This window comes from Chryseobacterium ureilyticum (genome assembly GCF_900156735.1).
In the GTDB taxonomy this organism is placed as follows: domain Bacteria; phylum Bacteroidota; class Bacteroidia; order Flavobacteriales; family Weeksellaceae; genus Chryseobacterium; species Chryseobacterium ureilyticum.
Window position 1 is genome coordinate 1,333,713 of the sequence record NZ_FTOL01000001.1, and the last position, 16,145, is coordinate 1,349,857.

17 protein-coding genes are annotated in these 16,145 nt (G+C 34.0%); 8 read left to right on the top strand and 9 right to left on the bottom strand.

Annotation, left to right across the window (positions count from 1 at the left end; genetic code table 11):
- Nucleotides 1-140: 140 nt before the first annotated feature.
- The 3 genes from BW983_RS24480 to BW983_RS05785 are packed head-to-tail and all read left to right on the top strand — an operon-like array spanning nt 141 to nt 3,613.
- Nucleotides 141-272 carry a hypothetical protein gene (locus BW983_RS24480; RefSeq protein WP_262484585.1) on the top strand — a complete coding sequence of 44 codons (132 nt, stop codon included), beginning with the start codon at nt 141-143 and terminating at the stop codon, nt 270-272.
- Nucleotides 273-1,301: a glycoside hydrolase family 130 protein gene (locus BW983_RS05780; RefSeq protein WP_076550602.1), complete on the top strand. Its 1,029-nt coding sequence runs from the start codon at nt 273-275 to the stop codon at nt 1,299-1,301.
- A 44-nt stretch (nt 1,302-1,345) separates the two neighbouring features.
- Entirely contained in the window at nt 1,346-3,613 is a 2,268-nt protein-coding gene (locus tag BW983_RS05785) for a glycosyltransferase (RefSeq protein WP_084184327.1), read from the top strand.
- Nucleotides 3,614-5,446: 1,833 nt separating this feature from the next.
- Here BW983_RS05785 and BW983_RS05790 read toward each other — a convergent pair.
- On the bottom strand, nt 5,447-6,544 hold the full coding sequence (locus tag BW983_RS05790) for a calcium:cation antiporter (RefSeq protein WP_076550604.1): 1,098 nt from the start codon (nt 6,542-6,544) through the stop codon (nt 5,447-5,449).
- A gap of 467 nt (nt 6,545-7,011) precedes the next feature.
- On the opposite strand from BW983_RS05790, the gene BW983_RS05795 reads away from it, so the two are divergent.
- The 5 genes from BW983_RS05795 (at nt 7,012) to BW983_RS05815 (ending at nt 9,044) form a co-directional block, all read left to right on the top strand.
- Entirely contained in the window at nt 7,012-7,230 is a 219-nt protein-coding gene (locus BW983_RS05795) for a hypothetical protein (RefSeq protein ID WP_047430084.1), read from the top strand.
- A 140-nt stretch (nt 7,231-7,370) separates the two neighbouring features.
- Nucleotides 7,371-7,709 carry a cupin domain-containing protein gene (locus tag BW983_RS05800; RefSeq protein WP_076550874.1) on the top strand — a complete coding sequence of 113 codons (339 nt, stop codon included), beginning with the start codon at nt 7,371-7,373 and terminating at the stop codon, nt 7,707-7,709.
- A complete protein-coding gene (locus tag BW983_RS05805; protein ID WP_076550606.1) occupies nt 7,702-7,932 on the top strand; it encodes a hypothetical protein in 231 nt (76 codons plus the stop codon). Before BW983_RS05800 ends, BW983_RS05805 begins: the two co-directional genes overlap by 8 nt.
- A 7-nt stretch (nt 7,933-7,939) precedes the next feature.
- A complete protein-coding gene (locus BW983_RS05810; RefSeq protein ID WP_139329231.1) occupies nt 7,940-8,737 on the top strand; it encodes a hypothetical protein in 798 nt (265 codons plus the stop codon).
- A gap of 43 nt (nt 8,738-8,780) precedes the next feature.
- Nucleotides 8,781-9,044: a hypothetical protein gene (locus BW983_RS05815; protein ID WP_047430076.1), complete on the top strand. Its 264-nt coding sequence runs from the start codon at nt 8,781-8,783 to the stop codon at nt 9,042-9,044.
- A gap of 565 nt (nt 9,045-9,609) precedes the next feature.
- On the opposite strand, the gene BW983_RS05820 is transcribed toward BW983_RS05815, so the two are convergent.
- The 8 genes from BW983_RS05820 to BW983_RS05855 form a co-directional block, all read right to left on the bottom strand.
- A complete protein-coding gene (locus tag BW983_RS05820) occupies nt 9,610-10,755 on the bottom strand; it encodes an NADH-dependent flavin oxidoreductase (RefSeq protein ID WP_076550610.1) in 1,146 nt (381 codons plus the stop codon).
- Nucleotides 10,756-10,783: 28 nt separating this feature from the next.
- On the bottom strand, nt 10,784-11,527 hold the full coding sequence (locus BW983_RS05825) for an SDR family oxidoreductase (protein ID WP_076350787.1): 744 nt from the start codon (nt 11,525-11,527) through the stop codon (nt 10,784-10,786).
- Between the two features lie 40 nt (nt 11,528-11,567).
- Entirely contained in the window at nt 11,568-11,846 is a 279-nt protein-coding gene (locus BW983_RS05830) for a putative quinol monooxygenase (RefSeq protein WP_076550612.1), read from the bottom strand.
- 18 nt (nt 11,847-11,864) lie between these two features.
- On the bottom strand, nt 11,865-12,935 hold the full coding sequence (locus BW983_RS05835) for an NADH:flavin oxidoreductase/NADH oxidase (protein ID WP_076550876.1): 1,071 nt from the start codon (nt 12,933-12,935) through the stop codon (nt 11,865-11,867).
- A 78-nt stretch (nt 12,936-13,013) separates the two neighbouring features.
- The gene (locus BW983_RS05840) at nt 13,014-13,400 is read right to left on the bottom strand and encodes a nuclear transport factor 2 family protein (RefSeq protein ID WP_076550613.1); all 387 of its coding nucleotides are present in this window, start codon (nt 13,398-13,400) and stop codon (nt 13,014-13,016) included.
- Complete coding sequence (locus tag BW983_RS05845; RefSeq protein WP_076550615.1) at nt 13,400-13,960, bottom strand: nuclear transport factor 2 family protein; 561 nt, start codon at nt 13,958-13,960, stop codon at nt 13,400-13,402. Before BW983_RS05845 ends, BW983_RS05840 begins: the two co-directional genes overlap by 1 nt.
- Before the next feature lie 285 nt (nt 13,961-14,245).
- The gene (locus BW983_RS05850; protein ID WP_076550617.1) at nt 14,246-14,881 is read right to left on the bottom strand and encodes an SDR family oxidoreductase; all 636 of its coding nucleotides are present in this window, start codon (nt 14,879-14,881) and stop codon (nt 14,246-14,248) included.
- A 23-nt stretch (nt 14,882-14,904) separates the two neighbouring features.
- Nucleotides 14,905-15,765, bottom strand: a complete 861-nt coding sequence (locus BW983_RS05855; RefSeq protein WP_076350779.1) for an AraC family transcriptional regulator — start codon at nt 15,763-15,765, stop codon at nt 14,905-14,907.
- Nucleotides 15,766-16,145: the final 380 nt, after the last annotated feature.

A 16,145-nucleotide genomic window follows, 5' to 3' on the forward strand; every position in this document is an offset into this window, starting at 1 on the left:
TATTTCATTAACAGTCATTTATCCAAAGTTAGTCTATTAAATCGGCAATATCTATGATTTATACAACAAATTAAAAGACAATTGCAAAGCTTTCCTTTTTTAATGATTGAAATTTACAGGTAACAAAAAAATATTTCACAATGTCAAAAGAAAAAGACGGAAAAAAGAAATCAGATAAAACTCCACCCGCAAAATCTGCAAAAGAGAAACGGGAGGATAAAATGAGTAAACGAAGAGAAAGGGAACAAGAAGCCCGAAATACCGGCAACTAAATGGTATCCTTGAAAAAAGATGGAATTATACTCAGAAAAACAACATTAGACTTTGAGAGTGAAGGAGTTCTAAATCCTGCAGTCATTCAGGATAACGGAAAAATACATTTATTATACAGGGCTCTTGCCAGGAATAACTTCTCGAGTATCGGATACTGTATATTATCGGATTATAAGACTCCTGAAATACGGCTCAGCAATCCGGTTATTATCCCTGAATTTGAATACGAAAAACATGGTGTTGAAGATCCAAGAATTGTCAAAATCGATCACTTATTTTACCTTACTTATACCAGTTATGACGGGGTTAATGCATTGGGTGCACTTGCCGTATCTAAGGATCTAATATCATGGCAAAAGCTAGGAATCATTGTGCCAAAAATTCCATACAAAAAGTTTAAGCTTTTAGCAGAATCTCAAGGTGAAATAGGAGAAAAGTACAGACGTTTCAACAAACTCCCGCATACTCATATAAAGGATAAAGAGGTCTTCCTTTGGGATAAAAATGTGATATTTTTTCCAAGAAGAATTAATGGTAAGCTTTATTTTCTACATCGCATAAGGCCTGATATCCAAATTGTAAGGATAGAAAATATTGAAGATCTGAATCCTGATTTCTGGAAAGACTACTTCCTTCATTTTAAAGAACATATTGTATTATCTCCCAAATATGAGCATGAAGTAAGCTATATTGGCGGTGGATGCCCCCCTATAGAAACTGAACATGGATGGCTTTTAATCTACCATGGTGTACATGATACCATTGAAGGATATGTTTACAGCGCATGTGCTGCTTTACTAGACCTTGATACTCCTGAAAAAGAAATTTCAAGACTTCCTTATCCTCTTTTCAAGCCCGATGAAGAATGGGAACAGAAGGGAGAAGTGAACAATGTCTGCTTCCCTACCGGAGCCATCGTAGAAGGACATACACTCCATATTTACTATGGCGCTGCAGACAAAAGAGTAGCTATTGCTTCTTTAAGCATCCCTGAATTACTGAAGGAATTACTACAGTACACATCATAATTGACTATTCTATACAGAATGTCAGGTTTAAAATAAATATCAATATGAATAAAAATATAAAATCAGACGTGGAGGAAAAGACGAAAAGACAACCTTTACAAAGTAATAAAAACACAATTTATCATATACCTGAAATTATCTTTATAAGCACTTTTCCTCCCAAGGTATGCGGTATTGCAACATACTGCCAGGACTTGGTACAATCCCTTAAATTAAAATTCAGAGAATCATTTAGCATCAGTATCTGCCCAATGGAAACTGAGGATGAGCATTATCAATATGAAGATGATCCAGAATATCGCTTAAATACATCCGATGCCGTATCTTATCTGGAGCTGGCTGATAAAATCAATAAGAATAACAATATTCAACTGGTTATGCTCCAGCATGAATTTGGATTTTTCAACGAAACCCCCAACGGATTACTGCTTTTTCTTCAAAATACAGAAAAAGATATCATCATTACTTTTCACACCGTTCTACCAAAACCGGATCGGGAATTAAAAGAAAAGGTAAAAGAAATCAGTAGTTTCGTAAAATCTATTATTGTAATGACCAGTATTTCTGCGGATATACTGAACAATGATTATGATATACCACCTGATAAAATTGAAGTGATACCCCACGGCACCCATTTACTGCCATTTATCGATAAAATTTCACTGAAAGCGAAATACGGATTTAAAGATAAAAAAGTTCTTTCAACCTTTGGTTTACTGGGTTCGGGGAAAAATATTGAAACTACCTTAGAAGCTCTGCCTGAAATCATTTCTAAAAACCCGGATGTAATGTTTCTGATTATTGGAAAAACGCACCCCGGCATCATTAAGTATGAAGGTGAGAAATATCGTGATTTTTTGAAGGATACTGTTAAGAGGCTCCATCTGGAAAATCATACTTATTTTATCAATCAGTACCTGCCTCTAGATAAGTTGTTGGACTATCTTCAGCTTACCAATATCTATCTTTTCACTTCAAAAGACAGAAATCAGGCAGTAAGCGGTACTTTTTCGTATGCCATCAGTTGCGGATGTCCGATTATTTCCACGCCTATTCCTCATGCTTTGGAAGTACTGAATGAAGACCTGGGAATTATTATTGATTTTGAAGCTCCGAAGCAGCTTTCTGTTGCCGTAAATACATTACTAAAAAATGAAACTGTACAGGAAAAATTACGATCAAATAGTCTGGAAAAAATGGCTCCCACAGCCTGGGAAAATTCTTCTATTTCGCACGCCCTATTATTTCAACAATACAGCAAAGATAAAATGACATTACATTATACATTCCCCAACATTAATCTAAGCCATGTCAAAAATATGACAACGGATTTTGGGATGATCCAGTTTTCTAAAATCAACAAACCTGATATCAATTCCGGGTATACTTTGGACGATAATGCCCGGGCTATGATTGTAGCCTGCAGACATTATGAGCTGAGCAGAGATGAATCTGATCTTGATTTAATCTCAACTTATCTGAAACTTATTAAGTTTTGTCAACAACCGGATGGAAGTTTTCTCAATTATATAAATCAGTACAAGGAATTTGTGCAACAGAATTATGAAACCAATCTTGAAGATTCCAATGGAAGAGCTATCTGGGCACTGGGATATCTTCTTTCAATAAAAGCAATCTTACCGCAGCAGTTTTCTGATGAAGCAGAATCAATCATTGAAAAAAGTATTTCATCTATTGAGAATATCCATTCTACCCGGGCAATGGCTTTTATCATCAAGGGATTGCATTATCAAAACTCTGAAAACAATATTCCATTATTGAAAAAACTCGCCAATCGTCTGGTGAAAATGTATCAGCATGAAAAACATAAAGACTGGCATTGGTTTGAAAACTATCTCACTTACGGAAACGGTGTGCTCCCTGAAGCTTTATTGTGTGCGTGGATTACCATCAAGGATGAAATGTATAAACAGGTTGCCGATGAATCATTCAAGTTTTTGCTTTCTAAAATATTTAATAAGGGCGGCATCAAAGTAATCTCCAATAAAGGATGGCTACAGAAAGAAACGGTTAAAAGTCCTGAATCAATTGGCGGGGAACAGCCCATAGATGTTGCTTACACCATACTTGCATTATCTACATTCTACAAGGTTTTTAAGGATGAAAAATATTTGCAGATGATGAGGAGTGCTTTTAGTTGGTTTTTAGGAAAAAATTATTTACATCAGATTATTTATAACCCTGCAACAGGTGGATGTTATGATGGGCTTGAAGAGAAAAATGTCAATCTCAATCAGGGAGCGGAATCAACAGTCACCTATCTCATGGCAAGGCTCTGTTTTACTAAATAATTAGTTTACTTGTTTTTCAACCAGCAGCCAACCCTATGATCAAAACTCTGATATCAGTCATTTATCTGCAACTCTGTAATAAGACCTTAGGTTTATGATCTTTAAGATTTCTTCTTTTTCCAGCTCCAAATTTATACAATTATGGGCATAATCACAGATTTTTTCCCTTTTATAAAAACATCACTCTCTCAGTAAGAAAAAGACTCCGGATACTAACAATGTGTGATAACTGCAATATAAAAAACAAGCTGTAATACATAGGTTATAAAAACACCACCTTGTACTGCAGCAATTAAGTTATATTAAATTCCACGTCATGAACACAAATCATCATAAAGGTGACAAATCTTTCAAATTCCTGAAAACTGGAATTTACAGTCAAAATAAATTTATAACTTTCTTGCAAAGAAAATTAAATATTACCACAGAATTGACGCATTAAAAAGTTATGCTTAAAAAATACCCTAAGAGCGTTAAAAATAAATGTATTATTTCTACTCCATATACGATAATAATAAATATAATCACATGACTTGCAGAATATTAATGTAATTTATTTAGATATACATTTACTGCTCATAATAGTTGTACATTCTCATTAGTACAATTGACTCTCCCCTAAAAAGGAGGGTTTTGTTATATACTCTTCTCCTAAGCATTAGAAAGGTTAATATCTGTAGGATATTAAATCGGACTGTAAAATTTACTATATAGTGTTTCCAGGATATAAGTGTGATTATACCTCTACAGAAATCTACTCATAATAGCGGGGATTTTTTATTTACACAGTTTTCGATTTTGCAAAATGTAATGACTTTTGTATGGGAAATTGTAATTGCTATGCGAAGCCGAAAGTGAAAATTCTAATTTTCATCATCATAGTGCCGTTGACCACTCCTTTAAAGATGTTATCGTTTTAGTAAGAGTAACAAATACTATATAGCTTTCAGAAACCATCAAAACGAAATAAGATAAAGCATCAATATTCCAAACAAATTTGAATTCTAACATTAAGCTATGATCGGAGGAATGATAGAGTATAGTAATGTTATGTTTTCTGAATAGCGTAATTATATATTGTATCTTCACTAAGATATAAATACAATCTTGTCTTAAAAATTCCTAAAAATGTTTTTTCAAAATATAAACACGCTCTATTGTATGTAGCTTTTCTAGCTGATAATCAGTTAGAAAACATTCTATAGCATCTATATTTTCTCCAATTAATTGATCTTCTGATATAATATTCTGACTTTTATCGTGGAAGTAATATTTTTTACTAGTCATATCGATAAATAATTTTTATTTGTAAAATCTTTTTTTCTGTTCAGAGTACTTTTCAAACTTTTAAAGTATTGACTTAACCCAAGTTGTGAACCAATTTCTGTGTTATCTCATTAGTTTTTATTTGAAATTTCAATATTTGGGCAACATCTTTATAATCATATGATTTGTACTCATTACTTGTTGCACAGTCATAAAACAAAATATGGTTTACTGCAATAATTCCTAATAAGTAATAACTTTTAATTTCCAAGATCATGTTTATGGATTTCCATGATTTTATAGGTATAAGTATCTCATCTTTGATTTATATTTTCCATTTATTCTGTTATAATCGAAATTTTAGCTTTCTCTCCGTTTTAATGATTTCCGATAGTGAGAAATTATAAAAAAGGTCGGTTTGGTAAGGAAAAAAATTCTTTTCATGAGCCTTCAAACGTTTTTTTGGATTCATGATGAAATATATTCTATATCAACCATCATATCATATAAACTAAAGATGGCCGTTTCACTATATATCAAGCTATATAATGCATAACTTAAATAGGTTTATGGTACAATTGTAATAAAAAGATAAATTAAAAAAATAGCGATCAATACAATTCCCTGCATGATATTAGTTCTGCCTGTTGCCAGTGAAACAGTAATAATAAAAAGAGCCAGCCCTAAAAGTATTGTTGATTTGATATCTATCCCCAATGTCATTCTTATACCGGTTATTAGAGATATAATGGCAATCGCAGGAATACTTAGTCCGATACTCGCTAAAGCTGAACCAAAAGCCAGATTTAATGAAGTTTGAATCTGATCACTTTTTGCAGCTCTGAATGCAGCCAGACCTTCCGGAAGCAGAACAATACCAGCAATAATGATACCTACAAGAGATTTGGGGGCACCCACAGAAACAACTATATGTTCAACATCCTTTGAAAGAAGTTTTGCCAGCAAAACGACTATTCCCAGGGATAAAATTAACAATATACAATTGATATACAATTGTTTTGTGGAAATTATTTTATTATTGCTTTCTACAGGCAGATTCTCGGATAATTTGTTTTGTGGAGAAATGAAAAAGCTTCGATGTCTAAAAGTTTGGATCATGGTAAATCCAAGATAAAGCCCTAAAGAAATCAAGGCGATAAAAAGAAGTTGGAGGGACGTGTATTCGCCTCCGAGGTGACTTACCGTATAATTGGGCAGAATAAGCACAAAAATAATAACAGAGGTCAGTGTAATCAGTGCCGTACTTACCCCCTGTAAGGTAAAGCTCTGTTCTCTATATCGTAAGGATCCTATCACAATACAGCTTCCAATGATTCCCGTAAGGATTATCATCACTGCAGCAAAAACCGTATCTCTGGCAAGAGTAATGGTTTCTAAACCTTTTGCTCCCATCATAATGGAAATAATAAGCCCTACTTCTATGACCGTAATGGCAAATGCCAAAAGCAAAGTTCCAAATGGTTCCCCCAAACGATGCGCAATAACTTCGGAATGGTACACCGCAGCTAAAACACTTCCTATTAAAAATAAAGTAAGAATCACAGAGTAATACCCTGAAGAAAAAACAGAATTTCCAACATAAGAGAACCATGCCAGGATAGGAATCAAAAATGTCCACATCCTTAAATATTTTTTTATATACATAAAAACATTAATAATTTTTTTACCATTGAATTCTCTTTTGGAGAGAATCAGCAGATTTATATTCTCCTTTTCAAAAACAGTTTTATAAATGATTTAAAGTGGAACAGAGAGGTATGCCGGAAGTATTAAATAATGAAAGGAAAAGAAGTGAATACACTGGTTCTTAGAGTCCAGATTGTCAGCTCAATGCAATTATTCAGCAAGATACAAATAATCAATCACTTATTTGGAATTATTGAGCAGTATTTTAAGTTTGTAATCATTTCTTAGACTTAACCACCTCCATTACTTTATAAGGAGTCATCAAACACTGCTTTTATGATCAACCACATTTCAGATGTTCAAAATAAGCTGGAATTTTGTAAAAGTGTGATATGTGCAACATAAAAGAAACAATCTGTAATACAATAGATTAATAAATACCCAACTTTGTATTGTAGCAATGAAGTTACACTAAAACCTACCTTATGGACACAAACCACAACAAAGGCAACCAATCTTTCAAAATTCCAGGAGACTGGGATGTGCAATCAAAACAATTGAAAGAAAAATTTTCAACATTAACGGACCACGACCTGAAGCTTGAAGAAGGTAAAGAAAAGGAAATGCTGGAAAGAATCGGAAACAGATTAAGAAAAAACCGTGAAGAAGTTCTCAATATTATCAAAGAAATCAATCTTTCATAAATTGTTTTCAAGGACAGTTAAAGCCAATGAAAAGATATATTTATCAAACGCTTTCACTGGAAAAAGGGGTGGAATATTAGACAGTTCTGTCCCTTTTATTTACAATACCATCTGCTCTTTTTATGTTTAAACCCACAGTGATGAATCATAGAGAACTTGAAAAATCGAAAGTATATATTACAAGCCAGATTGTAGATTACATTCCAAATTCTGTAGTCAGTAAAAATATACTTGAAAAACTGACCGGTAATATCAGTGTTTTATCTTTTGATGACAAAGAAGGGTTATCTGAAAAGATATCTCCTTTCGATACTGTTGCACAGATCATTGAAGGTAAAGCTGAAATCATTATAGACGGAGCTTCTTACTTTATGGAAGAAGGTGAATGCATTATCATTCCTGCCCATAAACGTCATTCAATAAAAGGAAATAAACGCTTTAAGATGATATTAACAATAATAAAAAGCGGATATGAATAATCTAAACACTATATCTATTTTAACGAAAAAGATATTTAAAAAAACAGTTGAAATCCAAAAAGAATTTCCTGAACTGTATGAACTTCTAGATGAAACTCCATTATTTTTTTCTGAGAAAGAAAAAAATATTACGATAAAAGATTTAAGACAATATCTTGTTTCCCTTATCATACAACAAAAATCCTTTGAAAAAGGAACTATGAAGAAAAATGATCTACAATAAAATTCTAATGAAAAAGTTAATCAAGCATCCAAAGAGCAAATCGGGTCTCAGAAATAAAAAAAATATTTCAAGAAGAGCCTATTATTCCCAGTTTACCTCTCTGTTCTATCTGCGAAATACCAACATCACCTTAGAAAGAGACGCTAAAGAAATTCTTAGAATGTTAAAAGAATTACAGCAGCTTATTAACAAATCAAGATTGATATTTAGCACATATTGCAGCTTAAGCCAGCATAACCTGTGGCAGTCTGTTTTAGAAGACCTGAGTGAGAACATAAAGAATATTAGAATCCAGTTTGAATATATACTGGGAAATATTATTAAAAAAAATAAAATCAATTCACTCATATTCTGGCAGCAAAACAAACTCTACACAGATGAAATGGAAGTAATCCATAAAAAACTTATTCTGTTGACTATTCAGATTTTACCGGAAGAAGAAAGATTATCTTGGAGGGTAAATATTTATAATTTTTATGATGAAATTTTTTCTTTACTTACTCCACTTATCGGGATGTGCAGGCTTGAATTAGACTTTATAGAAAAATATTCACCTAAAACCTTTAACCAAAATGTTATGGATATTATTAAAGATATTCCAGAAAATTACACATTACAGGAAGCAAAGGAATATGAACACGAATACATAAAAATATTAACTAACTACAGTCATGAATTATGTAGGAAAAATAATTTTTGGGACAGCTTATTATATATCCTTTCAGGCGGCTTGTACCCATTACCATCAGAACGTACCTTAACTAAAAAAAGGATCTACAGAAAAATAAAAGATAAGCTTTCTTGACAAAGCCTCAACCTAAATTTTCCATCCTATTAAATAGTTTATAATGAAAACAATACATCTCTTTCGGTTTAACGATTCTATTTTCCGTAAAATTCCTTTCTTCAAAGAAGAAAATAGGCTGAAAACCGATGTAACAGAAATTGATTTAATGAATATTGAAATAGTAACTGAATATATTGTGAAAACCCATGATGACTTTAGTTTCGACAACACATCAGTAAATGATCTTTTATCGATGTGCAAGAAAGCTCAAAGAATAATTGAACATTACTTTATTTTGGGAGTGAATGGTTATGATGTTATTTGACAATTACTAATCAAACCTTATTCAGATAAGGAATTAAATGGAATTAATCCAATATACCGTCATTACTATTATTTTTTTGGTAGTGTCTCACTAACTGTGTAAGTTAAAAGTTATTCTGGAAAATTTTGAGCCCCTTAGAGCTCAAAAAATTTTACGGAAATAACTTTTTATTATTTTTTAACCATTACATAGTTATGATAGACAAAGAAGACTTATTAAACGATAAGGATTTCTATAGGTCCTTTCCAAATTTCCCACCAAATGTTTTGAGATCTCTTCGTTTATGGGTACAAGAACGAACAACCAAATAAACAGTTATTATTCCAACAGTAATTTCTACAAGTGTTGAAAACTTAATTGCATTAAACAAAAGTCTAATAGAATTTGTATGATAAATTGGGGGGACATAATTCATTTTTAATTTTGCTTAATCTAACCAAATCATCAATAAAAGTGTTTGAAGATACACTCGTTAAGGTCACTAAAAAGCCAAAAGGCGCCAACTTAAGACAGTTGGCGTCATTTTTTATTACTTTGATAACAGAATAAGGCAGATTAATGTTTTTTAAAGTGTTTTAGACTCCAATGGAACCCAACCTTCTAATGCTTCAAATATTGTCATCATTTTCAAGGGAATTTTTTTGTCTTCCACCGTATCAAGTTTAAGGTTTGAAACAATTTTTTCTTCTTCCCCACTTTCAACCAATTCCACCCAATCCGGATTGATAACCAAGGTTCTGCCTATTGCCAACATAGAAACACCATATTCTAAAACCTGATTTGCCATTGCAGGTGTTGTAATACCTCCGGCAACAAGAACAGGAACTCTGTTGTTTACATAATTGTTGAGTACAACTGATATTGGCTCATCTGAAAATTCTGAATCAATTGGTTTTTGATTGACAGCATCCAGCAAAGAGAAATGTAGATAATCAATCTTTTCTTCAATCAACTTATCAATTAAGATGAAAGTATCTTGAAGTCCATAGGTTTGTTGAGGTATCTCTTCAGGCGAGATTCTGTAACCAATTAAGAACGGACGATCAACATATTCTAAAACTACTTTTTTAACTTCTCGAACAATTTCAAGGCTAAGTCTCAAACGATTTTCAAGAGAACCTCCCCATTGGTCATTTCTTTTATTGAAAAAAGGGGATATGAAATTCTGAAGTAAAAACCCGTGAGCTCCGTGAATCTCAACACCATCAAAACCTGCTTCGATCGCTCTTTTGGTAGTTTCTCCAAATGCTTTGATGATTTCCAGAATCTCATTTTCATTCAATTCTTTCGGAAGATTTTCTTTATCAGAAAGCAGTATTGGCCCACTTGAAACAGCACTTGCACTTACCACTTCGCCATTGGGAATCAGACCAGGAATTGCTTTATTTCCTGCGTGAAACATCTGTAGAATTGCGGAAGCTCCACCACTTTGGGCTGCTTTGGCCAGCTTCTTCAGACTTGGAAGAAAAGTATCGTCGTATCCTGCAAATTCATGCGTAAAACCGATGCCGTTTGCTGTAACGTGGGTACATCCTGTAATCACCAATCCTACCCCATTAACTCTTTTATGATAGTATTCGACTTCTTCATTGGAAATGGTAAAATCTTCATTCGATGCCCAAGTGGTCATGGGTGCCATTACCAATCGATTTTTTAAACTAATTCCTTTGTCAAATGCTAAGGGAGAAAATAGCTTATTATATTTATTCATTACTTAAAAATTCTTTTTTTATTAAATATTACCAGTCTTGCAAAGTTGGGCTGATAACAATATCATTCACGTTGACATTATCAGGTTGATCAAATGCAAATAACACAGCATTAGCAATGTCTTCAGGTTCAATAGCCTGCTTGTTCAGCTCTGCCGCGATTTCCGCCCCTTCCTTATTGGTCACTTTATCTGCCCATCCAGTGTTAATCACTCCCGGACTTATCAAGCTTATCTTAATTCCTTTATGAACAGAAACTTCTTTTCTTAAACTTTCTGTAATTGCCCGAACGAAAAATTTAGTCCCGTGATAGATACCTGCACCGACGTCGATATTAATTCCTGCCACAGAGCCCATATTGACAATATGACCGGATTTCTGCTCCAACATTTTAGGAAGAACTGCTGCAATTGCATTCAGATAACCTTTGATATTGGTATCAATCATTGCATTCCACTCATCAATCGCGACGTCCTTCCATTGTGAAAATAACATCAGACCAGCATTGTTAACCAAGTTATCTATCCTTCCAAATTTCTCAATGGCAAAATCAACCATCGTTTTCATTTGCTCAATATCTGTTACATCGGCAACAAAGATCTCAGCTTTACCCCCTCCATCTTGAATCTGTTGTTTAACTTTCCCTATTTTATCATCAGCTCTGGATACCAAAACAATACTGGTTCCGGCTTTGGCTAATTTTAATGCTGTTGCAGCACCAATTCCTGAAGATGCCCCAGTAATAATGGTGACCGACTCTTTTAATTTTTTCATATTTCTAAATTTTATAAACGATTATAAATTCGACTCAGAATTATTTGGATCGATAAATAATCGGTTGCTCTTGTAATTTATCAAATGATGCAAAAAACTCCTTTGAATATGATTGCTCATTATGGAGATCTAAGCCATCTACACTTTCCCATTTTTCATTAAGGATAAAAGTATTTTCTTCATCAATACTCTGGTGGACATCATATTCGATGCAGGCCTCTTCTTTCTTAGATAATTCCGGGAGACTGTATAGAAGGTCTTTTATCTCTTGCACATGCTCAGGCTTTGCCTTTACGACAACGGTTAAATAAATATTCATAAAATTTGTTTTTTGATGTTAAAAGGCAAGCTCGTAAGGTTTCGGAACAGGAACTTCCGAACGAAGCTGTTTTGCAGCGTCTAAAGGAAAATAAGGATTTCGTAAAAGTTCTCGACCTATGAAAATAAGATCAGCATCTCCATTGGTCAAGATCGTTTCGGCTTGATGTGCGCTGGTTATCATACCGACTGTTCCTACTAATAATTGGTTTTTCAACTCACGTTTAATCTTACTTGCAAATGGTAATTGATAACCTGAGCCTACTGTAATTTTAGCATTCGGAACGGTGCCTCCGGAAGAAACATCAACAATGTCAATTCCCTTCCCTGCTAATTTTTTGCTTAACCAAACTGAATCATCAATGTTCCAGCCATCTTCCATCCAGTCTGTAGCCGAAATACGAACAGCAATTGGAAGTTCAGAAGGCCATACTGCTTTTACTTTATCTATGATTTCAAATAAAAATCTTGTTCTGTTTTCAATACTTCCGCCATAGTGATCGGTTCTTTTGTTTGGAATGGGCGATAAAAACTCATTGATCATATAACCGTGCGCACTGTGAATTTCGACCATTTCAAAACCAGCCTTTAACGCTCTCGCAGCAGCATCCGCAAAGGCTTGTTGAAGTTCTTCAATATCTTCCAAAGTCATTTCGCGGGGTGTTTGCATTGTTGGAGAAAATGCAATAGCAGAAGGTGCAATCACTTCCCACCCATTTTCTTCGTCGGGCATTAACGGGCGGCTCTCACGTCCTGAAGTCCACGTACTTCCTTTTCTACCGGCATGCGCCAATTGAATTGCAGGAACAGATCCGGTACTTTTTATAAATGACGTGATCTTGGTAAGCATTTCAATATGTTCGTCTTTCCAGATTCCCAAATCTCCAACACCAATACGTCCGTCAGCTCTAATAGCTGTTGCTTCCAGCATTACTGCACCTGCGCCTCCCATTGCTCTCGACCCATAATGAACCAAGTGCCAATCACTTGTAAAGCCATCTTCGGCCATGTACATACACATTGGAGAAGTGATAATCCTATTTCTAAACGTAACTGATTTAACCGCTAACGGACTGAATAATTTTGACATTTTATTTTTTTTGACAAAAAAGTTCCCACTGGAAGCCATATGAAGCTCCCAGTAAAACTTTTACAGAATGATTTTTAATTATTTATCGTAGAGATGAAAAAGTTTTGCAACAACTTTCCAAGCTCCATCAATTTTGATCAATGAATGGAAATCTGTAAAATTTTCATCGGCAGCATCGTGTTCCATTTCGATACGAACAACTGCTGTAGTGGGTGTTTTGTGTAAAACCGTAAGATTGGTTTTGACATTGGGAGCCGCGCCAAATTTCTCCACATAGGTGTACAGATTATCTATACTTCCTTGCGACAGATCACTTCCTAAATGACCATACATGATCGCATCCTTGTGAAAGGTCTTTTTTAATTCTGCTACGTTTCCTGTTTTTAATCCGTGAACATAGCCTTCCATTGCCGCTAAGACATCTTCATAATCCTGAACGCTGTTGATATTTTTATTTGCTGACATTATTTTATGGTTTGATAAATTTTACTGATAATTTTCCAATCGTTACCGTCTTTTACCAGTGTAAACATATCGGCATATTTGTTGGCTCCAAACTGAGATTCGATTCTCACGATTGCTACATCTCCCTCTGCATCTAAAGTTGTCAGTTTGTAATTTGCTTCCATTGGCTCTACTGCGGAAAATCCGTCAAAAAGCACCTGTATTGGTACACTTTTCAATGCTCCGGCTTCAGACCATGACATAGTTGCAGTCGATGCGAATGCCGGTTTAGCAATATTGCCATCGCCTTTTCTTCCTGCTTCCACATATAAATCTATTGGCTTTAGGATAGCTTCTTTTTGTTCTTGATTGTTTTGCATAACTTCTGTTTTATTATTTTGATTGTTTTTACCTTGACATGAAATTAATAATCCTCCAACGGTAAAGGCTGAGATAATTGCTACCGTTGGTATTGAAGAAAATATCATTTTCGATATTTTTCCGATGTTTTGCCTTAACCCATCTGGATTAGAATTTGCGGAACCAGAATTCATATTTTTTTGTTCTTGAATGTTTTTCATAAATCATCTTGTTTACCCGAATGTTATAATTTTTATAAGCATATATTACTGTCTTGTCAGACAGAATAATTAAGCTCTTTTTCTATAACAAAGGTACGATGACGAAAATGTGACAGCTTTTCTAATTAGCTCAAATATTTTGACTAATTAGTCCTTTTCAGAAGTGAAAAATTGAGAAGTATAATGTTGAAGTTTCTCCATTAATAAGATTCAAAAATTAATGGGAAAAGTGAAGATTAAGTAAGATAGGAAGCCAATATATTCAGTTAATTGAATACAGCCTTTTTATCCAAGTTGATTAAGTGCTTCATCAATCGGTGTATTTCCATCATGCATCAAAATAACCTTACCAATTGTTGAATTATTTTCCAATACTGCGACAAGGGTATCAACAACATTAGCAATAGAATTAGTTCCCGGGCTAGTAACATTGGTCTCTATTTTTCCTGTTCCTTGCTCTTCTTTAAGTCCTCCGGGTTGCAAAATAGTATAATCGAGATCAGTTTGGGTTGTGAGGTAGCGATCAGCGTAATGTTTAGCAATATTATAATCTGTAAGATCACTGAGGAAAGATTCATTCCAGCGTTCGGGTTGCAATGCAAAAACTGAGCTCAGCATAATATAACGTTTAACCCCAGCTTTTTCTGCGGCTTGCATGGTTTTAATTGCTCCATGTAAATCTATCAGTAAAAGATTTTTCCCACGCGATCCAGAAACAAAATAAACCGCATCAGCACCGCTCATACTATCTGCAAGCATATCTACATCGCTGAGCAAATCAATATAAACCTGCTCAATATTATATGCGTTATTTGCTGAATTTGGATTTCTTGAGCCTGCCAAAACCTGATGTTGAGTAGCTAGCTTATTTACTAAAAGAGAACCGACTTTACCATTTGCTCCAATAACCAATACTTTCATACATTTAATTTTAAAATGATTTGTTAACGGGATATGCTTGGTGCCTGTCCATGAAATTCTTTATATATTCTTGAAAAATGAGAGACATTTTCAAATCCTAAGGAATAACAAATATCTGAGACCGACAAAGATGTTGTTTCCAGCATTTCTTTTGCCTTCTCCAATCTCTTTTCTCTGATCCAGGTTGCTGGCGCAACATTGTAGATATTCTGAAAATCTCTCTTAAAACTTGACAAGCTTCTGCCTGAAAGATAAGCCAGTTCAGCAACGGAAACCGGTGAAGCATAATGCTGTTCCACCACGTTACGGATATCGGTTCGTATAGGCTCATGTAATTGTAGGATTTGTAAAAACATATTCCGGTTACATTCCGCAACATCGTATAATAATTCCATAATCTTTAAGCGAAGCTGTCCTGGATGAACCACAGAATGATCAAAAAAATAGGGCTTCATGGAATGGGCAAATGCAACCAAACATTCATTCATTGGATATGGTCGTGTTTTGATCTCACCTTCAGGTTTAGAAACCTTGATCTCTGAAGTTGACAGAAATGATTTCAAAAGATCATCCTTGATGCTAAACATTAAGCTATCGTAGATATTATCATTTTCAGTATTTCCAAATTTATGATACTTTACTGCAGTAGCTTTCTTTAGCAAAATCATATCATTTTTGCCCACTGTATATTCCTGCTTTCCATATGTAAGAACAACCGTTCCCTCAAGAACAATAAGAAGTAAATGCTGTTCCAGATACATAGTACCTCTAACTTCTGTACTATGTATACATTGCTCAATTAAAGTACAACCATCAAGTTCTAAGGTATTCTGAGGTGTATCAAGACCTATCAGAGAAGTCGGGAACTTTATCATTTTTTTCATTTACTTACTTTTTAAATATCTACTTTAATTATTTTATGACTAAATGGTAAGTTACCTAATGAGCATGAATTCTAAGATAATGAATTCTATAAAAGTAGCCACATATTCAAATTTACAGTATACAAATTTATGTATTCTGTAAAAAACGAACTATCCTTTTTAGTTCAAAAAACTTTACTAATTAGTTCAGATCATATGATATATTGTAGAAAGTGAATCACAATATTTCAACTCTTTTCTCATCTAATATTTTGATCACCAACCGATATTTTATCAATCGTTAAGATATAAAACAATTATTCTAGCAAATCAAACTGACTTATAAGACAAAATCTTCCGGAAATGTGTTTGAATAGCATCTTTTTAAGAATATACGTAAA